Here is a 20,349-nt window from a genome sequence, read left to right as displayed (position 1 = left end):
GTCAACATCCGTGGGCAGAGCTACAGATTACGGGAAAAGGTGAGAGTCGGTGTTTATGGCGCCCCACGAGAAACCGTGACGACGTCCTGATTCAGCGCCGCTGGGTGGGTCAAAATTAACCCGGCGAAATGGGTCAAATGAAATCCGGCGTTGACAGCCTTTAAGCAGAGTTTATGGTCGGTTCGATTGTTTTGCACTACTCAAGGATTAATATAGGTGTATCACTTTTGAAGCTTTTGTTTTATCATCTATGTACACTTTAATAGTATATTTTCCAGGATTGAAGCTTGTGAATTGTACAAGCATACCATCCTGGCCTGGGAACTGTTGCCACGTCCGGCGGAGCACCGTTTCCTTTCTCGAATCATCTATGACGATAAGTTTATCATTATGTGTTCCCTTCATATCTGGGAACTGTGGAAACACATATAGATTCTCACCAGCTGGGAACCGTGCTCCCGAACCTTCCATTTCACCCATTTCATCATTGAACGATGTCCCAACCATAATAACGTTATTTGTTATTGGGTGCGGTTTTGGAATCGATAGTATACGAACCGCAATAAGTGTTATACAGGTAATAACAATGGCTGTACCAGCAATTCCAACCCCCAACAATAGCTTTCGCTTCATAGTATCATCCCATCAAACATTTTAGGGTTTTAATGGCTGTTTACCTATTATAATCCACACTGGTGCTGAGGTCTAGACGTTTCATCTAGACCTCAGTTTCTTAGCAGGATTTTGAAATAATCCTCGTTGAAGGATAAAATGCCGTACTTATAAGATGATCCAGATTAATGAATTATGCCCTTAACCACTAGCTGACGAAAATGAACGTCCAGGGTACGTGGAGCACAGCATGTAACCAAGTCCCTTAACCGGAATTAGGTGTTTGGGGTGGCGAACATCGGCCTCAATCATCTTCCTAATTCTGTGCACACAGATATAAAGCCCGTTTAACGAACATAATTCTTCGCCCCAAACGAAGTTGATGAGGACCTTGTTAGGGACTGGATGACCTAGTTCAACAAGAAGCCGGTACAGAAGTCGGTACTGGACCCTTGAAAGTGACAATCGTAGCTTGTCTTTTACTAAATCTTGCCGGTCACAATCAACGTAAATACTAGGTGATAAGTAGATTTTTTCCGCACTTAGGAGCATCTGAAGCCTCATCCTTCCAAGTGAATTTCCCCCAAGACCAGACCCGAGTCACGTAATTCGCATTTGCAAGGATATCCTAGTGAGATTGGCCGGTATTTGTGGGCGATGCAGGCAACCCGAAGCAGAACTTTGGAACTAGTCGAGGGACTTGACCAATCAACTTTGGATTGGGAAGGGCCCGACGGGCTGGACAATCCCATCGGCACATTGCTTTATCACATTGCGCTGGCCGAGATGTCGTGGCTCTACTTAGACATTCTTGAGGAGACATTCCCGCCTGAGGTCAAAGACGATTTCAAATTTGATATGGTTGACTCCCAAAATGAGATTACACGTGTCGCCAATGTCTCACTTGAGGAACATCTTGGACGACTTGCTCGAAGTCGTTCGCTCTTCCTTAACGCGTTTCACAAAATTACGCTAGATGATTGGCGCCGTTCACGTAACCCAGAGGACGTCGAATATAAAGTGACGCCTGAGTGGGCCGTTTTCCACTTGGTAGAGCATGAAGCTGGGCATGCATTCCAGATCAGCTCGATCAAACGTCGTGCTCATCGCTTCCTGAGGTGAAGCAATTATCGGGGGACCGAGTAATGTGGAAGGAACAATACTAGGGACAGAGCTATACACGTTGAATGAATATGCGCTGCGTTCACAGCGCCGATGTGGCGCTCTCGGAGCAGTAGTGCACAATAGCATCTCTTCCGTAAACCTGAATAGAACTGGAAGTTTTTAATTACAGAGAGAGCAATGTCAGTAATGATCCAATCATTCTAATGGTATAATTTTTATATGCATAGATTGTTTTCAATATTTAGATTTTGATCAGTGATAACTAGATATGGAGGGAAGTTATGACCATCCATTACATCACTCCGAGCAGCAAAACTGTTCATGGTCCCTATTCCAAGGACAGAGATCCTATTTTATCTATTAATAGCGGTGATACAGTCCGGTACAAGACGTTAGACGCGACCTGGGGGTTGGAACCCTTTACTGAAGACGGACGGCAGAGAAAGAAGCTCGAACCACGGGAACCTGGGCATGCTCTTTGTGGTCCAATAGAAATTCGTGGAGCCGAGCCAGGAATGGTTCTTGAAATAAAAATCAATAACATCATTCCCGGCACGTGGGGATGGTCTTCTGCTGGAGGGTTCCCACACCCGGTTAATGAAAGGCTGGGTATAGCTACGGGTGAAGAATTTCACTTGAACTGGACCTTGGACCCAATTTCTATGGTTGGAATAAGCCAATTTGGCCATCAAGTCGCACTGCGTCCATTTATGGGTAATATCGGAATGCCCCCTAATGAAGAAGGCATGCATTCAACTTTTCCTCCACGGTTCTGCGGCGGAAATATTGATTGTAAGGAGCTGGTCGTAGGTAGCACGCTGTATTTACCCGTTGCTGTACCGGGAGGGCTGTTTTCTGTGGGAGACGGGCATGCGGTTCAAGGGGATGGAGAAGTTGGAGTTCCCGCTTTGGAGTGCCCTATGGAATTAGTAGATTTAACATTTAACTTAAGAACAGATATGAAGCTATTAATGCCAAGGGCTAAGACAACTGAAGGTTGGCTTACGTTAGGATTTCATGAGGATTTGGATGAAGCGTCAATGATAGCCTTGGATGGCATGTTAGATTTGATTCAAGAATTGTATGGATTTAATCGAAAAGAATCACTTACACTGGCAAGTCTCGTGGTCGATCTCAGGATTACGCAAATCGTAAATGGCACAAAAGGCGTTCATGCATTTTTACCATATGGTGCAATTAAAAAGTAGGAATATTCAAGAACCAGTCGAAATAAATCCGCACTCTAACAGGTGGCTTATGCTGATAACATGCGTTCCTTTGTTACATTTTTTGGATGAACTGCAGAACGGCAAGCTTACGTCTTTGTACGTTTATAAGCCTAGTTCTACTAGTCGCTTATGTCATTAATGGAGCAGCATAATTCGACAAAAAGAACGTCGGCAGTGAAGGGGTGAGTATCTGTGAGTGATGACGACCAAAGAGAACAATTACGTACTACTTTCCGTGAGGATGCAGAACTGTATCACCGAGCGAGACCTACATATCCTGATGAATTATTTGATGACCTTCGTAGAAACGCTGGGATAGGTCAGGGCTGTCGTGTCTTGGAAATTGGCTGTGGGACAGGTCAGCTAACCGTACCGCTCGCCGAACGAGGCTGTGAGATTGTTGCGATAGACCTTGGGGCAACTACAGTTGAGATAGCTCAGCGTAATCTCCGACAGTATCCTGCAGTTGAAGTACAGCTGGCAGCATTTGAAGATTGGAATCTGCCAGATTCCCCGTTTGACGTAGTTGTATCTGCCACCGCATTTCATTGGCTTGACCCTAGCATTCGTGTCGTCAAATCAGCAGACGCATTGCACTCTGGGGGAGTCTTGGCTGTCATTAGCACACATCATATAGCTGGAGGAGATAAAGAATTCTTCACTGATGTTCAAACTTGTTACAGAACATGGTATGGTCCATCCAAAACATTTAGTCTCCCATCTGCAGACGAAATCGGCCATGACACTGAAGAATTTGATCAATCTGAGAAGTTCCAACAAGCGAAAGTTTACCGATATGAATGGGAACAGGCGTACTCTGCAGTGTCGTACGGTGAACTTCTGCTGACCTATTCAGACCACCGATCTCTACCGCTAGAATCAAGGCAAGGTCTGATAAAGTGTGTCTCCGAACTCATCAACTCCAAGTACAACGGGAGCATCAGAAAACGATATATGACCCAACTACTCATGTTGTCACGCCGATAAGGATATTGCGATTAATGGAGGCTCATGTTGAGCACGCAATTGGGTCAAAATTAAGTCGGCGATCTGGGGCAATTTTAACCCGGCGTTCACACCCGTAAAGTGGACGAACTTGTGGAGTCGCTGGGTATTGGCGGAATGAGCAAGAGTGAAGTGTCTCGAATTTGCAAGGAGCTCGATGAGGCTGTCCAGGCGTTTAAGAATCGTTCGCTGGAAGGCGAGTTCCCGTATGTTTGGCTGGATGCCACCTTTCCCAAGGTCCGTGAAGGTGGTCAGGTTCAGAGTATGGCATTCGTCATTACGATTGGTGTGAAAGCCACCGGCGAACGTCAGGTGTTGGGCTTTGACCTTGGCACCAGCGAGGACGGTTCCTTCTGGCTGACCTTCCTACGGAGCCTGGTGGCAAGAGGATTAAAGGGGGTGAAATTGGCGATCAGCGATGCTCATGAAGGATTGCGGGCGGCGATTGAAACGACGCTGGTCGGAGCAACGTGGCAGCGTTGCAAGGTACATGTCATGCGCAACGTATTGAGCCAGGTGCCGAAGTCGTCGCAAGCCATGGTGTCCTCGATTGTTCGCACGATTTTTGCCCAGCCAACACAGGAAGCTGCGAAAGAACAGCTTGCTCTCGTGGTAAAGCAATTGAAGAGCCGTTTTCCGAAGGCGATGGATGTGCTGCAGCGAGCGGAAGAAGACGTATTGGCGTACATAGCATTCCCGAGGGAGCACTGGCGGCAAATCTGTTCAACGAATCCACTGAAGCGGTTAAACCGAGAAATCCGCCGACGCATGGACGTCGTTGGGATCTTCCCAAATCGGGACTCTGTAATCCGGCCTGTGGGAACCATTCTGCAAGAGCAGGACGAGGAATGGAGTATTGGACGCCGCTACTTCAGCCTGGAGTCGATGGCCAAAGTCACAGGCAACCAAGCGTTGCTGGCACCGACTTCGGTTCTGCATAAATGACGTGTGTCACGTAGTCGAGGCGCTCGATGAAATTCTACCTCTTGACGGGACACTACCGGGAGGTGCACCATGACCGAAGATTTTTATTGCGATGCAGTATTGAGCGGAAAAACGTCTGTTGAAAAAGTTTATGAAACCCAAAACGTACTGGCATATCACCATACACGTCCTTTTTATCCAGTACATATAGTCGTAATTCCAAAGAGCCATATACCATCGCTAATTACTTTGGGAGATGAAGACACCGACATCCTTCTTGAGTTGTTGAGTGTCGTTAAAACGGTTGCGATGCAAGTAACGAATGAACACGGAGCTTGCAGGGTTCTAACCAATCTTGGAAAGTATCAGGATTCAAAACATCTACACTGGCATGTTGCCTTTGGCGAACCCCTACGATGAACTTGTTGAACTACAGTTTGGGGTTTTGAATTATTGTGGTGTACATGTGCGTCGTATCGAGAGGAATGAGGATACATGTTCGATGTGTTCAAGCAACAATACACTCTTATTCGGTCAACGAGAGAAGTTTTGTTTGAGTTTTTGGAACAAATCCCAGTGCAAGATCTACACGCTAATGTGCCAGGTTTCGGGACTGGCAGCATCATAAAGACTCACATTCATGTAGCTGATTGTTATCGATATTGGCTCGGGTCATTTGCTGCTGGGCAGAAACGAGCGGATTTTTCGTTTGCGACAGATAGCGAAATAGAGCGTGCGGATGTTCAACAGGTACGGGACAGATTTGAATTAGCGAATGATGCTGTGGATCGGTTCTTGGATACATTCAGTTCCCGTTTGTTAGAACCTATCACGAACGAGGTAAAGTGGCAGAAAGAGTGGAGCACGACGCCGTTATGGCTCTTAACGCATACAGAGACACATGAGTTTCATCATAAAGGACAAATCGTTTCCATGGCTCGGCATCTTGGTTATGAACCTCCGGACACGGACCTCCAAATATAGACCTCGATTCGCTGATGCTGTTCTTCAATTGGTTGGGCTACATCAGCCAATGTGATGAATTTTCATGCCATACCACAGGTGAAGCTGTCGCTTTCATTCCATCACCAAATTCCAGGACGCCCGGTAAGGTGTTAACCATCCGGACGTTTGTCTATCTGTGACAGCATGGCTGCGGCTTATTGCGATCTTATAGACTCGGCGCTTTTGGTCAGCCTCTGTAGCCACGACGTGTACTTGCAGGAAACGATCAATCATTGTCGTCATCTATCGTCTCTTGTATGATTATGATACGTACGCAAATTTACGGATCGAGGACGTCAATGACAAGATTCCGAAACGTAGGCTTACTGATACAGCAAGAGACACGAACGACCAAACTGTTTTTGGCGATATTTTATTTTGGTGCAATCGTGAACTTGATCTTTGCCTGTACCATTCACCCTTTTACCCATGGAAGTTCGACCACTGCTGCATGGAGCGCCACAAATGCGCTTGTGATTGCCCTGATTTTACTTCCGATAGCATTTTTCTTTATTCGCCGAAATTCCCCCAGGCAGGTTCGATACATCTATTATGTTGTGTTTACTGTGACGAATATTGTTAACGACGCCGTCCTTTATTGGGGGCAAGGTAGGAACTACTCCGCGGGAAATGCTGTTGAGATATTGTTTATCCTCTTTGCCCCCATGTTCCTCGATAATGCATATTTAGTCGTTGTCTCGTTGGGCACGATCATCGAATATGCGTTCATAGGGGGACTGCTACACGCTCCTCAGGCCCTCATTGCAATCGTGTTGATCGTCATGTTTGCGATTGTGGCCTTCATTCTATTGAACCGGTTCAAAAGTTATGCGACGACGATCGAGCAGATTCACGAACAACAACTGAACGAACTAGTTACAAGTGTCGTGTCAATTTTGGAACTGAAAGATCCATATACGCGAGGACACAGCGAACGCGTCGCCCGTTATGCCACGTTTTTGGCGAAATCCTGTAATCAGTTCACGCAAGATGAATTACGTCTCTTGTATCATGCGTGCCTGTTGCATGACATAGGCAAAATGGGGGTCCCGGACAGTGTTCTAACGAAGCCTGGCAAACTTACGGCAGACGAGTACGAAATCATCAAGATGCATCCGGTCATCGGTGCGGACGCGATTCGTCAAATCGAGGGTTTGGAAGCCTGTATCGATGTGGTCCGTTATCATCACGAGCGGTGGGATGGAGAAGGATATCCCGACAAATTGAAAGGTATGGATATTCCCTTCATGGCTCGAATCACAGCCATTGTCGACGCATTCGACGCAATGACCTCGTCGAGAGCGTACCGTCCGGCGATGTCTCCCGAACAAGCTCTTGATGTGATAATGAGGGAGCGGGGGAAGCAATTTGATCCTCAACTCGTCGATGAGTTTGAGAAGGTATTCCCTCAATTTCTATCGTATTTAGACAGTGGACAAAGCGCTCACAAAGACGAAAGGGGGGAAGAACCATGTGTTGGTGGTGCATCATCAGTGGTTGGTGGCCGTCGTAAAGCTACAAGCTTTAAGGACTTTTAGAGAGCGCCCGCCGGAAATTCGGTGGGCGCTTGTCGTTGCACACTCCCCATGGGCAGAATCAATAGGACGGAAGTCCAGTGCGGGGAGTGGGTACAGTCTTATCGTTAGCGAAGTAGAAGGGTTTTCGTAGCGAGGAAGAATCTGAAGAAGCTGGAGGCAAACCCTCGACCTGAGATATATAAATTGCATTCGAGGCTGTCCCAGCCGCACGAAGTACCTACACACGACGAAATCTTAAGTCACTACGGGCTATGGATGCGGTAGCGCATGAGGGGGGAGAGTCTGCTTTTATCTGGTGGGCTTGTTTGATACTCGACGACACTCCAATCGCAAAAACAGTCCTTGACTATCTATCTACTGATAGGTAAACTGCGGTTGTGGTTGATTAATCAAACGTGGATCCGGGCGCAGATCGTCGAATGAAGGGATGAGTCCGGTCTGCATCTACCTACTGGTAGGTAATTCTGTATTCAAAAGGAGAGAGTCATATGACAAAACGTATCGTACTGGAACGAGCCGCTCAGCAATTCGCACAGGACACAGCGAACCCGCCTTATCTGTTCGATCTCGGTCCGGAAAAGGGCCGGGAGGCTGTGGACGCGGTGCAGGCTGGAGAGGTCGCTAAGTTGCCGGTGGATTCGGAGGAAATCGTGATCGAAGGAGGGCCGGCTGGCAGCGTATCCGTCAGGATTGTGAGGCCGAAAGGCTCAGTTGGAACACTGCCTGTCATCCTCTATATCCATGGAGCTGGGTGGGTGTTTGGGAACGCGTATACGCATGATCGGCTTGTGCGGGCGTTGGCTGTCGGCGCGAATGCGGCGGTGGTGTTTCCGAACTACAGTTTGTCTCCAGAGAACAAGTACCCAGTTGCGCTTGAAGAGATCTATGCGGTTCTCGAGTGGATTGACAGACATGGCGAAACGAATGGTTTTGATGTGAGTCGGCTGACCGTGGCTGGTGACAGCGTTGGCGGGAACATGACGGCGGCAATCACGATACTGGCGAAACAGAGGAAGGGGCCCCGCATCGACAAACAATTGTTGTTCTATCCCGTGACTGACGCGTCGTTTGACACAGAATCGTATCGGGAATTTGCGACAGGGTATTTCTTGCGCCGCGACGCAATGCAGTGGTTTTGGGATCAGTACACGACCGATCCAGAGCAACGCGCTCAAATCACGGCTTCACCGCTTCGGGCTTCGACAGAAGAGTTGGCTGGGCTGCCCAAGGCGCTTGTGATCACGGGGGAAGCGGATGTACTTCGCGATGAGGGAGAGGCCTATGCGAATAAACTGCGTGAAGCGGGCGTTCCGGTTACCGCGGCGCGTTTTCAAGGAATCATCCACGACTTTGTCATGCTGAACGCCTTGGCCGAAACAGAAGCCGCAAAAGGGGCGATGATGCTGGCGATCGCGTGGTTACAATCCTGAGTGGGAAGGCGTCGATTGTACCTGCGCGGGCGGTTGGAGAGGCGCGTTGGGAAGAGCGATTGACAACATCCCACTCTGAGCGTACAGTTCGACACGGGGTCTTAAAATGAATCGTGCGGATGAGATTAAAAAGGTCGCCCATGCCTTAATGCTGCAAAAGGGATATCGCGCGTTCAGTTACGCGGATATCGCCGACGTGATTGGCATACAAAAGGCGAGTATTCACTACTATTTCCCGAGCAAAGATAATTTGGTTCATTCGGTCCTGCAGGACTATCGCCGGGCAGCGGCAGATAGCCTGCGATCGTTCGAGGCGAACGCGAAAAGCCCTCGCGAGAAGCTGGATCGGTATTTCCGGTATTGGAAAGACAAGCTGGCGTGTGAACCAACGGACATGTGCCTGTGCGCGATGCTGGCATCAGAAGAGTCTATTCTTCCGGAAGAATCCCGGAGTGAGATTCAAGCTCATTTTGAGGAAATGCGAGCCTGGATTCAGCGCGTGTTGGAGGAGGCCAAGGCATCCGGAATCCTTCGTTCCTGCGGGGGATCGTCGGAGGTCGAGGCGGCGTCCGTGTTGGCGGCAGTGCACGGAGGCATGATTGCAACCCGAGCGTATCGCGATGCAGAGCAGTTTTCGATGGTGACGGAGTACGTATTGGAACGACTGATGGGGAAATCGGGCGACGGGGAGCGCGGAGCGGGCAAATAAGCGTCTCTCAGCCGCTGATCCGCCTGAGCGTTTGTCGGGATTCAACATGATACGTGCGGCGGGAATACTCGAGCTATTCGCCCGGGACTTTGACAAATCCTGATTCAGACAGCCACTCGCTAGAGTGGCTGCTTGTATATCTGTGGCTGTATGTCGTCTGTTGGTGGACGGTTGACTAAGGTGGCATGGCAATGGGGGCCCGGGTGGACTTCCACTATCGAATATAATAAGGGAAAGCGAAGAACAGAATGGGAGCGGCGCGATCCGGCGTTGATTGCAAAGCTCGGCGGGATGAGTTGGTTGCAAGGCGAATGTCATGAAACTGGGGGCGTGCCATCTGAAGAAGCGCATTCTGGTGATAGAGGATGATGAAAACATCCGCGACGTGTGCCGACGCTATATGGAACGCGAGGGCTACGAAGTCCTCATGGCGGCCGATGGACGCGAGGGAAGTGAGATGTTTCAGGCTCACGAGACGGATCTCGTCGTTGTCGACGTCATGTTGCCGGGGAAGGACGGCTATCAAATCTGTCAGGATATTCGGCAGCAGGCCGATACGCCGATTATCATTCTCACGGCGCGTGGAGACGAACGGGACAGGCTGATGGGATTGACGCTTGGCGCCGACGATTACCTCACCAAGCCATTTTCGCCGCGCGAGCTGATTCTTCGAATTCACAATATCCTTCGGCGAGTGAGTGTATTCAAATCCGCGGACAGTCACGAGCAGGGCGTGTTGGACTTTGGCCGCGTGGCTGTGGATTTGTCGATGCGGCGTGTGATGGTTGCGGGGCATCCGGTGGAATTAACAGCCAAGGAATTTGAAGTGCTCTGTGTGATGGCGCGGCGGCCAGGTCAGGTGTTTTCAAAGGGGCAATTGTTGGATTTGGTCTGGGGATATGACAAGGATGTGAACACCAGCGCCGTAACCGTGCTCATTCGCAGGCTCCGCGAAAAAATCGAGAAAAATCCGTCTCAGCCAACCTTTATTCGCACAGTTTGGGGTATTGGATATCGATTCGAGCCGAATGGGGAGCTGGGCAGATGAGACTTCGAACACAATTGCTCGTCATCAACGCGGCTAGCATCGCCTTATTGATTGCGGCGGTGGTCGCAAGTCACCGAATGATGCTGCTGAATCTTAGCCAAGAACACCTGTTGACCATCATCACCGTCTCTGCGGGCGTTCTGTCGTCCGTGGCCTATTGGGTGATGACCATTCCTATCAGCAACTCTGTGAAGCGGCTGATTGGCTTCGCGGAACAGGTCGGGGAGGGGCAGTTGGAAGATGGACCCATTCACCAGTCGGGACCTTACGAAGTTCGCCAGTTGACCAGATCTGTCCAGGAAATGAAAGAGAGAATGCAGTCGAATTTACATCAGCTTGAAATCATGGAGAAAACGCGAAGGGAATTGATCGCCAATGTGTCTCACGACCTGAGGACGCCCATCGCGTCCATTCAGTCGTTCGTCGAGGCGCTTCAGGACGGCGTGATCGATGATTATGAAACATCCCAGGCTTACTTGAGGACAATCCACCGGGAAGCGCGGCGGTTAAACTCCCTGATTGACGACTTGTTTGAGCTTTCCAAGCTGGAGGCGGGCCAGGAGGCGTTCCACCCTGTGCCAAGCCATCTCGATCAAATGATCATCGAAGTCCTCGACAGTTATTCCGTCCGCATCCATGAAAAAATGCTGCGCGTACACGTGTCCGTCAGTGACGACATCCCTGTGCTTCATCTGATGCCTGAAAAAATTTCGAGGGTGCTCAACAATTTGGTAGACAACGCGGTTCGCCATTCGCCCGAGAATGGCCTTCTGGAAATTGAAGTAAGGATGTCTTCGAGGGCTGATTTCGTCGAAGTGATGATTCGGGACGAGGCGGAAGGGGTGTCTGGTGAAGACGTGAAGCGGGTATTTGAACGATTCTATCGCGTCGACAAATCCCGCAATCGAGGATCGGGCGGCTCCGGGCTGGGCTTGGCAATCGCTCGTTCGCTTGTCGAGTTGCACGGCGGGACCATCGGGGTGCGTATCCCTTCGGGCAAATCGCAGGGAAGCGAGTTTTGGTTTACGTTGCCCGTGTACAGGGGATAAACGTGCGAACGCTTGTAAGATTTATGAAAGAAATTTGTTCGAGGTTTGAAAGATCCCACCCATAGAATACAGGCAAGTTGCTGCTTCGATGGGAGTGGGTGATCTCATGAAAATTCAGTGGTTCAAACACGGGAAATGGCCCAAGTGGTTGGTGGGTCTTCACCACTACACGATCGCGTCTTTCATTCTCCTTACGGTAAGTGGAATTGCTCTGTATCTCCCGGCGCTCCATGCTCCACTCATCCCATATCTTCGAATCATCTACAACATTCACATTTTGCTTGGACTCATCTTCGCCATTACCCTGATCACGCCATTTTTGCGGATCTTGCCAAAGGGCAGGCGGATCTGGAAATTCGACTGGACCTTGCCGCTTCTGTTTGGCGTCCCACTGGTCTTCACGGGAATTTTCTTGTGGGGCGGCACCGTATTTCCAGCCACGGTTACCAGCCATGCGTTTACCTGGCACGGGTTATTGACCATCGGGTTCGGCGCATGGATTCTCATACACGCGTTTTATAAAGCGCTCGGCATTCGCCCGTATGCTGACGGAATTGCGGGGAGGGTCAATCCGGAGCGCCGGCTGTTCCTGCGTTGGGCCGGCTTGGGGGCACTTGGAACGCTGGCGATCGCGGTGATCGATCCCGTTGCCATTGTTCGCGCCATACGCCCTACTGGAACGCGCGCGGATGCCACTCATGTTCCATCGCCGTCACCGGGCGTACAACGCTTTGGAGCCTATTATACGGTGGTGGAAGGTTACCCATCCATGGCGCTGGACGCCTATCACCTTCGTGTGGACGGCCATGTCGCTTCGCCGATGACGCTGTCGTGGTCGAAGCTGCGATCCCTGCCGCCCTACAGCGAGGTGAAGGATTTTCACTGCGTCACGGGTTGGAGCGTACCGAATGTCCATTGGCGGGGGGTGCATTTGTCACAACTGGTTAGGTTGGTGAAACCTTCGAGCAGCGTCAAGTACGTCAATTTCTATTCTTTCGACGGGGTCTACACGGAATCCCTCAAATTGTCGGAAGCCCTAGATCCTTCTGTCCTGCTGGCTTATGAAATGGATGGTCAACCTTTGGAGCAGGCCCAAGGCGCTCCGCTGCGCCTCATTGTGCCAAAGATGTACGGCTATAAGTCCATCAAGTGGTTGAACCGGGTTGAATTCAGTGACACGCCGATCACGGGATATTGGGAGCATTACGGATATCCCGCCGAAGCGTATATCTAAGGAGCGTGAAGTATGGTGTTAGGAAACATCGGGCCGTCTGGGTTGATTTTGATTCTGGTCGCGCTGTTGTTGGTGTTTGGACCGCGTAAGCTGCCCGAGATTGGCAAGGGGTTTGGAAAGGGCCTTCGCGAGTTCCGGCGAGCCACGAGCGGTATCAAGGACGACGAAGAGGGGGCGAGTACGGCGTCGGATTGGGATCGATCCACCGGAGACGCAGTTGAGCACGAAGGACCTCAAGAGGCGTCTTCGAAAGGGAAGCGAGACTAATGCCTGAAGGCTGGACCGAGCACATGGCTGAACTGAGGCTGCGCGTGATCTTTGTGTTCGGCGTCTTCGCCGCTTCACTCATTGCGGGGTTTTTCTTTGCCCATCGTTTGTATCGCAGCCTTGTTATGCCAGGTGTGAAATTGGTAATTCTCGGGCCGGGCGACGTCGTCCATGTATATCTGCTGTTGGCAGGCTCTGCGGCTGTCGCTGTGACGTTTCCGATCGCGCTTTGGCAGTGCTGGATTTTTATATCTCCGGCCTTGACACCGCGAGCGCGATCCGTTGGCACCAAGCTGATGTTTGTGTTACCTGCTGTCTTCGCTGGCGGTGCGTGCTTTGGCTACTTTGTGATATTCCCCAACATCTATCGATTTCTGATCCATCTGGCCGTCGGCTACGGGTTGAATCCGCTGATTACGGCCAATGAATATTTTGGCTTTCTCGTAGGTATTGTTTTACCTTTTGCCGTGATCTTTGAGTTACCGATTCTTCTCATGGTTCTTGTCGAGCTGGACTTGATCACGCCAAAATGGATGGCAAGCGTGCGAAAGTACGCCTATCTCGTATGCGTCGTGTTTGCCACCCTGATCAGCCCGCCGGAATTGGTGTCGCACCTAAGTGTGCTTGTTCCACTGCTCCTGATTTATGAAATCAGCGTATCCCTGTGCACCTTGGTGTACAGGCGAAAGTTGAGGCGTGGCTCAAGCGAACGGGTCGTCACGGGCGACCCGTCGATCACTTGAGCGTCTCGTACGGCGTTGGCGCCATCACAGCGATGTCGTCCTTCGGCACAATTTGGAATTTGATTGCGCGGTAAACGAACGTCCCGTACGGTGTTTGCAGACGGAGTTCATCTCCCTTTTTCAGATTCCGTATCGGGCTGAAGACCGTGTCGCGATGGCCCGCGATGAAGACGTTGCCTCCTTGGCCGGGAAACGGCGATCGCGGGTCGTGTCCGGCGCCCAAGGAGAGATCGTAATCGGTCGTCCCTTCCACGACGGGGACTGTCAATCCAATACTCGGGATCGACAGGGTGCCAATCTTCTCCCCGTTCTTTGGCACTGGGGTCCAGAGTTTCTTCGGCGTCGTCGTCTTCTTTGCCGCAGCAGATGCGGACGGCTTCGGCGTCGTCGCAGGAGACGTTTTTGACGGTGTTGCAGGCGTGCTCACCTGCTTCAAGGATGCTGTCTGGACTGGATGATACGCCGGCAGGTGCTCACGGCTCAACAACACAGTCTGCTTGGCATAAGACCACCCGTAAACTGCCCCGATTCCGATTCCACACACGACGCAGACCGACGAGATCAGCAACAACGCTCGACGCAAGTATCTGTGCAGCATCGTCTCTCACCGACCCGTCCGGCGAGACATCCACCAAATTGTCCCCATACCCATGCCGCCAAGCAGCACAAGAAGGATTCCAATGGCAATCAGAAGGGGATCATTGGTCGCTGTGACCGGCAGTTCTCCCGTAATTTTCGTATCGGCGGCCGTACTTGTGGTCGAATGGTTCGCAGTGACTGTCACGCGTTGAATCGCTTGCGCAGTGTGATCGAACGTCGTCGATGTCGTCGGATGTTGCATTGGAATGGCGGCCAACTCGTGATCCATTGAATCTTGGAGATGAAGCGTAGCAGGTTGGCTCGTCGTGGTCGTGACGATATTCAACGTTTGGCCGGTTTCAGTCGTGACAGTTGCGTGCAGTTTGAGCTTTGCGAGTATCTCCTCGTACAAAGACCAAACTTTCTTCCGTTGGGTTTGAGACAGCGACGAGTTCGAGCCCGTGGACTGACAAATCGAATGAATTTGTTGAACATGCGCTTCAATGCTCTTGACATCCATTTGAGTCACTTGAATGCTCTTGCAATAGGCGTACAGGTACGCCGGCTTGGTAACCCCGAGGTTTTGAATGGCAACGAGTAACTGATTCGTCCCGGCGCTGGTGACACGGGTGTTGCTGGTGGTATGGGTGTTGCTGGTGGTATGGGTGTTGCTGGTGGTATGGGTGTTGCTGGTGGTATGGGTGTTGCTGGTGGTATGCGTGTTACCGGTGACATGCGTGTTGTTTTGATTGGGTGAGCTACAGTTGTTTTGCGTTGGGATGGAGTTAGGTATTGGACTGGAACTGCGAGACGTATTGTACGATGTTTTCAGACTTGCGCCGACGTTAGTGCCATGACTTGGACTGAACGTGCTCGTCGGACTGTGACTGACAGTGTGACAGTTGCTGCTGACACGGTTTGGGCTTGGCGCCGTTGCGTTCAAGTGCTGGTGAACAGAGATGGGGCCATGGAACTTGCCAATCGTTGCGCCCCAACCGCTTTGTTTGTTCTGGTCGCTGCCGTTATTGTGACCACTGGCCTTGCCGTGACTGTTCACGCTCGTGCCGGCTTGGCATTCGGATTGTATGTTCCCATGATTATGCTGCGATTTTGCAGTATTGGCCAGGACCAACGATGGCGTGATCACGCTTACCCCCATCGCGATGATAACGGACGCGACTCCTTTCGCAACTTTCCCTCTCATGTTGTCGTGCTCCCCTCTCGATGAATCCCCCCGGAGAATTGTTGTTTGTAAATACGGTATCGTTCCTCGATGATCCGATATGGGGGTGGCCAAGCTGTCCATTCTGAAATTCAGGCGAGTGTGGAAACTATCGTGTGGATGGGGTATGGGGGTGGGGCACTGGTCTGAATCACATTGTTAGAATATTCTATACTTAAAGCGGCGACGGAGTTGGTGTGGAACCAATATAAAGCCACCGCCACCGAAACATGCGTTGCATAGCGTATGCATGGGATGGTGAGTTTTGTGGTTTCGATTAGCAAACTGATTCTTTCCAAGAGACGTTATGTTATCGCTCTCTTAATGTTAACTGTTTTGCTAATAGCTTTCTTATTAGGGGGTTATACCTACAAAAGAACAGCAGGCTGGACGTCCTTTTCCAATTCCGACATATCTTTTTCCTACCCAGCTAGTTGGCACACGATAGAGTTATCTGGGCCGTCATTTAGACCTGTAGTCCTCTGTTTGGTCGCTGACTCTGGAGTAAAGGATTTTTCCAATGGGGATGCAGAAGTAAGCGGGATTACGTCGAACGACGTCGTTTTCCTAGTTAATCACAATGTGAACATCCATATTGCCAACTCCGAGAAGTCGCTATACACCCTTGTTGTGCATAAAATTTTGCCAGCTGACCGGGCGAATCATCACCTTGTCTCGTCAAGCTATGGAAGCAGAGACGGCTGGGTATGGCTCCACGAGGTAAACGTGGGGATAGCCGGAAAACAATCTGAAACTGATACCATAGATTACTACAAACCAACCTCATTTATACAAATGTCCATTGTGTTTCCTGAAACTCAGAAGCAACAATATGAGGCAACAATGAATCGCATCATAAATTCAATGAAGATTGGGAAGGAATGAGGTCCAAGCGAATTTTCGAAGCGTTTTGCCATGGTCGCTGTCATCGATCGCCATGTCAGTAGCCGTCCCTTCGACCGTTTGGGCAGATCGTTTGGCACACGAAAATTTTATCCCTCAGCAGTGGCCAAGAGGTGCCCGTCCTTGTCCGAATGACTTCAGTGAGTATCCAACTTAGGCAGCCGTCACATTGGATGATGGAGACAATCACTCGGACAACTTCTTCACGGAAGAAGAGATTGACCTTGGAAGATGGAAGCGTCGAATGATACACATACCCCAAGCCAAATCAGGATACTGCGCCTACGATCTCACGTGCTATAAAGAATTCCGAAGGGAATACATTGGCCGCTGTTTGGTATGATTGTACGCCTCGAAGTTTTACCATGAAAGAGGTATTGACATGAAAGTACGTGCGACCATTGCAGTATTATGTGCCATCGTCATCCTTGTTCCGCTTGGCTACCAAGTCTCAAGAATGATGTCTAAAACGGACACACCTACTTCATCGCACAAACTTCTTGCGAATGTCCCGCTTAAAATGGCTCGTGCATTTTACTCGACTATAAACGAATTTAACACACCAGTTATGTTGCCTGGCGCCCTGCCATTCACGGTTACGGGTGTAGAAGGGAAGATCTCCAAGAATCATACGGAGACAGAGTTGTTCATTCAATTTATGAACAAGAAGTCTGACCGGTTACTAACTGAAACAATTACCAACTGGGGTAATGAAGCAGTTACTCCTTTTTTTACTCAATATAAAACAATTAAACTCCAAAATGGAAATACAGCATACTGGCAAAGTACCAAAACTGAGAATTCTTTATCATGGTCAAATGAAATTGATCTATACACCCTCGAAACAAAGAATAGTCCTGCTAAAAACTCATTAGATCTGAATCAAATGGAATTTATAGCTAATAACATGAAATGATCTAAGGTCTGTGACCTAGTCGGTAAACGAAAGCTCATCTAGTGTAGCGAATTGGCCGCGTAAATCTCCAGGGGCAGCCGTGATCGCGCCATATATGCGCTTACGAGCTATGACGACAAGGGTTACGCGGTAGAGAACATATTGGAGTGCCAGTCACTGTCTCAATCCAGCGTGTCCAGGCGAACTTGCGCCGGGTTTCACCACCGTTTGCCTGGTGGAATCCGGCACTCACCTCAAGAAGTGTCTCAAACAAGTCCTCGTCATCCAAAAATTCATTTTTTTCCATTAATAACGATATAGCCAAAGTTTCTGTCCAACATCTATAATGTTGCAAATAAACAGACTTATAAGATTTATGAGCCTATCTTTCTTTTTGGGAGGGGGAGCCAAGTGTCTATTCAAACGCAGCCGGATTTAGAAAGGTACGGGTACAAACAGGAGTTGAAACGATCCCTTTCCGTCTGGGATTTGCTTGTCTACGGACTGATCTTTATGGTTCCCATCGCGCCTATGGGCATTTACGGCCAGGTTGTGCAGACAGCGAATGGGATGGTCGTACTGGCGTACTTCATTGGACTGGTTGGAATGGTGTTTACAGCTTTCAGTTACTCGCGAATGTCCGAGGCCTTTCCCATCGCTGGATCGGCATATTCATACGTTCAGCGCGGTTGGAACCCTTATGTTGGATTCATTGCCGGTTGGATGATCTTGCTTGATTATATCTTAATTCCTTCTCTGCTGTATTTGGTCTCGGCGTCATGGTTAGGCGAGCTTGTTCCCGGCGTTCCAACGTTTGTTTGGATCATCGTGTTCGTCGCCATCAACACGTTCATCAATATCTTGGGCGTGCAGATGACGAATCGAGCGAACTGGGTGATTTTGGCTGTAGAGATCATCACCTTCATTCTCTTTGGCATCATGGCTTTCGCATACGTCGCCGCCCATAAGGGTGGAACGTCGTTTACCTTCGCGCCAGTGTACAATTCGCACGGTTTCAGTCTGAGCATGGTGGGTGCGGCAACTTCCGTCGCCGTGCTGAGTTTCCTTGGCTTCGACGGAATTAGCACGCTGTCCGAAGAAACAAAAGGCGGCCGCAAAACGGTAGGGCGCGCAACGGTTTGGGCGCTCGTCGTCGTCGCGGTATTATTCATGGTCATGACGTATCTAGCCGCAGTCGCGTATCCGGATTTCAATCACTTTCCCGATCCGAACGTCGCGTTCTACTTTATTGCGGAACGAGTCGGCGGCACCTGGCTGAAGCTGTTGTGCCTAGTCATCACCGTGATCGCGTGGGGGATAGCGAACGCGTTGGCTGCACAAGCGGCTATTTCGCGGCTGCTGTTCAGTATGGGACGCGACAAGATGCTTCCATCGATCCTGTCGAAGGTACACGGTAAATACAAAACACCGTATGTCTCCACACTCTTGGTCGCTGCGGTATCGATTCTGGTCAGCTCTTTCTCGTCCATTGACACACTCAGCTCACTGGTGAACTTTGGTGCGCTCACGGCATTTATGGCGCTCAATTTGACCGTCGCCATTTACTTCTTCTTCAAGAAACGCACGGGGAAGTGGTTCAGCCACCTCGTCATGCCGTTGATTGGGTTCGCTGTGCTGTTGTACGTCTGGCTCAATTTCACGCACACGACGTTCTATTTTGGGATCGGATGGTTTATCGTGGGGATGATCGTTCTCGCAGTTTCGACGAAGGGATTTAAGACCAAGCCAACCACGTTGGAAATCGAGTAAGAGAACTTCGCTTTCAGCCGGGAGGGTATTATGTGATGACATCCACCGTACTGTCGAATCAACACATCGTCTATGCAATGTCGCCTGACAATCAGCCGGCGTTGCGCGTGGAGGATGGAGACATCGTCGAAATCCATACGTGCGACTGTTTCGAGGGGCAAATTGAAAGTGCTGATCAGGATTTTGGGGGAATCGACTGGGAGCGCATCAACCCTGCGACGGGCCCGATTTACGTGGAGGGCGCTGAGCCAGGCGATCTCCTGGTCGTCCACATTCAGGAGATCCAATTGGCCGATCGCGGCGTGATGACAACCGGGCCGAATCTCGGCGTTCTTGGCGACGAGCTAGAACGAAATTCCATTCGCATGATTCCGGTGAGAGACGGCAAGGCCATTTTCTCGGATGCGCTCGAACTGCCGATTCAACCGATGATTGGCGTCATCGGGACGGCCCCGGCGCAGGGGAGTGTTCCGTGTGGGACACCTGGCGATCACGGCGGCAACATGGACTGCAAACGGATCACAGAGGGCGCGCGCCTGATTCTGCCCGTCAACGTTCCAGGCGCTCTGTTCTCGCTCGGCGACGTGCACGCCGCCATGGGCGATGGGGAAGTCGCGGTTTGCGGAATCGAAATTGCGGCTGCCGTTCGCGTGCAGCTTCATCTGTTGAAGGGAAAGAACTGGCCCGTGCCGATGCTTGTCGACGACCATCACGTGATCACCATCGCGTCGGAAAAGTTTCTGGACGACGCAGCGACACGGGCCGCGAAGAACATGGTTCATTTCCTCGAGCAGGAATGCGGAATGGACAAGGCTGAAGCGACATTTCTCCTCAGCGCCGCGGGCGATCTGCGCGTGTGCCAGGTGGTCGATCCGTTGAAGACCGCCAGATTCGAACTCCCGCGCTGGATTGCGGAGAAGCAGGGATTTTCCTTTTCCGCAATCCAGGTGTGAACTCAGAGGTTGCGTTGCGTGATCGATGGAGAACGATATGCGTTCCGTTCGAGCACCTTGGTTTTTCGGAGGAAGTGGTCTCGGGTGCGGATCGAATAATAGATCAATA

The 20,349-nt window shown here is 50.4% G+C and carries 20 protein-coding genes and 1 pseudogene; 17 read left to right on the top strand and 4 right to left on the bottom strand.

The genetic code is table 11. The features are described from left to right. Positions 1 to 207: 207 nt before the first annotated feature. Positions 208 to 633, bottom strand: coding sequence for a hypothetical protein (locus AAC01S_RS15200; RefSeq protein WP_067624289.1), 426 nt, complete (start codon positions 631 to 633; stop codon positions 208 to 210). A gap of 180 nt (positions 634 to 813) precedes the next feature. After that, the gene (locus AAC01S_RS20270; protein ID WP_169794064.1) at positions 814 to 1,164 is read right to left on the bottom strand and encodes a winged helix-turn-helix domain-containing protein; all 351 of its coding nucleotides are present in this window, start codon (positions 1,162 to 1,164) and stop codon (positions 814 to 816) included. Positions 1,165 to 1,269: 105 nt separating this feature from the next. Between AAC01S_RS20270 and AAC01S_RS15195 the strand changes: the two genes are divergently transcribed. The 14 genes and pseudogenes from AAC01S_RS15195 (at position 1,270) to tatC (ending at position 13,918) form a co-directional block, all read left to right on the top strand. Continuing rightward, positions 1,270 to 1,734, top strand: a complete 465-nt coding sequence (locus tag AAC01S_RS15195; RefSeq protein ID WP_281178142.1) for a DinB family protein — start codon at positions 1,270 to 1,272, stop codon at positions 1,732 to 1,734. A gap of 284 nt (positions 1,735 to 2,018) precedes the next feature. Then, entirely contained in the window at positions 2,019 to 2,945 is a 927-nt protein-coding gene (locus tag AAC01S_RS15190; RefSeq protein ID WP_067624284.1) for an acetamidase/formamidase family protein, read from the top strand. A gap of 213 nt (positions 2,946 to 3,158) precedes the next feature. Then, positions 3,159 to 3,953, top strand: a complete 795-nt coding sequence (locus tag AAC01S_RS15185) for a class I SAM-dependent methyltransferase (RefSeq protein WP_067624282.1) — start codon at positions 3,159 to 3,161, stop codon at positions 3,951 to 3,953. A gap of 81 nt (positions 3,954 to 4,034) precedes the next feature. After that, positions 4,035 to 4,916 (top strand): annotated as a pseudogene (locus tag AAC01S_RS15180) (IS256 family transposase); the annotation flags it as partial. Positions 4,917 to 4,985: 69 nt separating this feature from the next. Beyond that, the gene (locus AAC01S_RS15175; RefSeq protein WP_067624280.1) at positions 4,986 to 5,315 is read left to right on the top strand and encodes an HIT domain-containing protein; all 330 of its coding nucleotides are present in this window, start codon (positions 4,986 to 4,988) and stop codon (positions 5,313 to 5,315) included. Between the two features lie 75 nt (positions 5,316 to 5,390). Beyond that, complete coding sequence (locus AAC01S_RS15170) at positions 5,391 to 5,879, top strand: DinB family protein (protein WP_067624279.1); 489 nt, start codon at positions 5,391 to 5,393, stop codon at positions 5,877 to 5,879. Positions 5,880 to 6,199: 320 nt separating this feature from the next. Continuing rightward, positions 6,200 to 7,438: an HD-GYP domain-containing protein gene (locus AAC01S_RS15165; RefSeq protein WP_067624275.1), complete on the top strand. Its 1,239-nt coding sequence runs from the start codon at positions 6,200 to 6,202 to the stop codon at positions 7,436 to 7,438. Positions 7,439 to 7,926: 488 nt separating this feature from the next. Beyond that, positions 7,927 to 8,868 (top strand): alpha/beta hydrolase, encoded by a 942-nt coding sequence (locus AAC01S_RS15160; protein ID WP_067624272.1) that lies wholly within the window; start codon positions 7,927 to 7,929, stop codon positions 8,866 to 8,868. Positions 8,869 to 8,974: 106 nt separating this feature from the next. Next, complete coding sequence (locus AAC01S_RS15155; RefSeq protein ID WP_067624270.1) at positions 8,975 to 9,577, top strand: TetR/AcrR family transcriptional regulator; 603 nt, start codon at positions 8,975 to 8,977, stop codon at positions 9,575 to 9,577. A 337-nt stretch (positions 9,578 to 9,914) separates the two neighbouring features. Continuing rightward, positions 9,915 to 10,625: a response regulator transcription factor gene (locus AAC01S_RS15150; protein ID WP_067624294.1), complete on the top strand. Its 711-nt coding sequence runs from the start codon at positions 9,915 to 9,917 to the stop codon at positions 10,623 to 10,625. After that, entirely contained in the window at positions 10,622 to 11,674 is a 1,053-nt protein-coding gene (locus AAC01S_RS15145) for a sensor histidine kinase (RefSeq protein WP_067624264.1), read from the top strand. The genes AAC01S_RS15150 and AAC01S_RS15145 overlap by 4 nt, the downstream gene beginning before the upstream one ends. A gap of 106 nt (positions 11,675 to 11,780) precedes the next feature. Next, a complete protein-coding gene (locus tag AAC01S_RS15140) occupies positions 11,781 to 12,908 on the top strand; it encodes a molybdopterin-dependent oxidoreductase (protein ID WP_067624261.1) in 1,128 nt (375 codons plus the stop codon). 12 nt (positions 12,909 to 12,920) lie between these two features. Next, positions 12,921 to 13,175, top strand: coding sequence for a twin-arginine translocase TatA/TatE family subunit (gene tatA, locus AAC01S_RS15135; RefSeq protein ID WP_067624258.1), 255 nt, complete (start codon positions 12,921 to 12,923; stop codon positions 13,173 to 13,175). Beyond that, the gene (gene tatC / locus AAC01S_RS15130) at positions 13,175 to 13,918 is read left to right on the top strand and encodes a twin-arginine translocase subunit TatC (protein WP_067624255.1); all 744 of its coding nucleotides are present in this window, start codon (positions 13,175 to 13,177) and stop codon (positions 13,916 to 13,918) included. The genes tatA and tatC overlap by 1 nt, the downstream gene beginning before the upstream one ends. On the opposite strand, the gene AAC01S_RS15125 is transcribed toward tatC, so the two are convergent. Next, positions 13,911 to 14,516, bottom strand: a complete 606-nt coding sequence (locus AAC01S_RS15125) for a class D sortase (RefSeq protein ID WP_067624250.1) — start codon at positions 14,514 to 14,516, stop codon at positions 13,911 to 13,913. The two genes, tatC and AAC01S_RS15125, sit on opposite strands and share 8 nt — an antisense overlap. Positions 14,517 to 14,522: 6 nt before the next feature. Then, on the bottom strand, positions 14,523 to 15,701 hold the full coding sequence (locus tag AAC01S_RS19370; protein ID WP_067624247.1) for a hypothetical protein: 1,179 nt from the start codon (positions 15,699 to 15,701) through the stop codon (positions 14,523 to 14,525). A 1,303-nt stretch (positions 15,702 to 17,004) separates the two neighbouring features. Here AAC01S_RS19370 and AAC01S_RS15110 point away from each other — a divergent pair. From AAC01S_RS15110 to AAC01S_RS15100, 3 genes are all read left to right on the top strand, one after another. After that, positions 17,005 to 17,538 carry a hypothetical protein gene (locus tag AAC01S_RS15110; RefSeq protein WP_067624242.1) on the top strand — a complete coding sequence of 178 codons (534 nt, stop codon included), beginning with the start codon at positions 17,005 to 17,007 and terminating at the stop codon, positions 17,536 to 17,538. A gap of 390 nt (positions 17,539 to 17,928) precedes the next feature. Next, on the top strand, positions 17,929 to 19,287 hold the full coding sequence (locus tag AAC01S_RS15105; RefSeq protein ID WP_067624236.1) for an APC family permease: 1,359 nt from the start codon (positions 17,929 to 17,931) through the stop codon (positions 19,285 to 19,287). Positions 19,288 to 19,322: 35 nt separating this feature from the next. Then, positions 19,323 to 20,240, top strand: coding sequence for an acetamidase/formamidase family protein (locus AAC01S_RS15100; RefSeq protein WP_067624291.1), 918 nt, complete (start codon positions 19,323 to 19,325; stop codon positions 20,238 to 20,240). Positions 20,241 to 20,349: the final 109 nt, after the last annotated feature.

This window comes from Alicyclobacillus acidiphilus NBRC 100859 (assembly GCF_001544355.1).
Taxonomy (GTDB): Bacteria; Bacillota; Bacilli; order Alicyclobacillales; family Alicyclobacillaceae; genus Alicyclobacillus; species Alicyclobacillus acidiphilus.
This window is presented reverse-complemented; position numbering and strand designations above follow the sequence as displayed.

Excerpts from the sequence above, each read along its gene's own strand:
- AAC01S_RS15125 (WP_067624250.1), bottom strand. The coding sequence starts at position 14,516 with ATGCTGCACAGATACTTGCGTCGAGCGTTGTTGCTGATCTCGTCGGTC.
- AAC01S_RS15195 (WP_281178142.1), top strand. The coding sequence starts at position 1,270 with ATGCAGGCAACCCGAAGCAGAACTTTGGAACTAGTCGAGGGACTTGAC.
- tatA (WP_067624258.1), top strand. The coding sequence starts at position 12,921 with ATGGTGTTAGGAAACATCGGGCCGTCTGGGTTGATTTTGATTCTGGTC.
- AAC01S_RS19370 (WP_067624247.1), bottom strand. The coding sequence starts at position 15,701 with ATGAGAGGGAAAGTTGCGAAAGGAGTCGCGTCCGTTATCATCGCGATG.
- AAC01S_RS15155 (WP_067624270.1), top strand. The coding sequence starts at position 8,975 with ATGAATCGTGCGGATGAGATTAAAAAGGTCGCCCATGCCTTAATGCTG.
- AAC01S_RS15175 (WP_067624280.1), top strand. The coding sequence starts at position 4,986 with ATGACCGAAGATTTTTATTGCGATGCAGTATTGAGCGGAAAAACGTCT.
- AAC01S_RS15110 (WP_067624242.1), top strand. The coding sequence starts at position 17,005 with ATGAAAGTACGTGCGACCATTGCAGTATTATGTGCCATCGTCATCCTT.
- AAC01S_RS15100 (WP_067624291.1), top strand. The coding sequence starts at position 19,323 with ATGACATCCACCGTACTGTCGAATCAACACATCGTCTATGCAATGTCG.
- AAC01S_RS15160 (WP_067624272.1), top strand. The coding sequence starts at position 7,927 with ATGACAAAACGTATCGTACTGGAACGAGCCGCTCAGCAATTCGCACAG.
- AAC01S_RS15190 (WP_067624284.1), top strand. The coding sequence starts at position 2,019 with ATGACCATCCATTACATCACTCCGAGCAGCAAAACTGTTCATGGTCCC.
- AAC01S_RS20270 (WP_169794064.1), bottom strand. The coding sequence starts at position 1,164 with ATGCTCCTAAGTGCGGAAAAAATCTACTTATCACCTAGTATTTACGTT.
- tatC (WP_067624255.1), top strand. The coding sequence starts at position 13,175 with ATGCCTGAAGGCTGGACCGAGCACATGGCTGAACTGAGGCTGCGCGTG.
- AAC01S_RS15170 (WP_067624279.1), top strand. The coding sequence starts at position 5,391 with ATGTTCGATGTGTTCAAGCAACAATACACTCTTATTCGGTCAACGAGA.
- AAC01S_RS15165 (WP_067624275.1), top strand. The coding sequence starts at position 6,200 with ATGACAAGATTCCGAAACGTAGGCTTACTGATACAGCAAGAGACACGA.
- AAC01S_RS15140 (WP_067624261.1), top strand. The coding sequence starts at position 11,781 with ATGAAAATTCAGTGGTTCAAACACGGGAAATGGCCCAAGTGGTTGGTG.
- AAC01S_RS15145 (WP_067624264.1), top strand. The coding sequence starts at position 10,622 with ATGAGACTTCGAACACAATTGCTCGTCATCAACGCGGCTAGCATCGCC.
- AAC01S_RS15200 (WP_067624289.1), bottom strand. The coding sequence starts at position 633 with ATGAAGCGAAAGCTATTGTTGGGGGTTGGAATTGCTGGTACAGCCATT.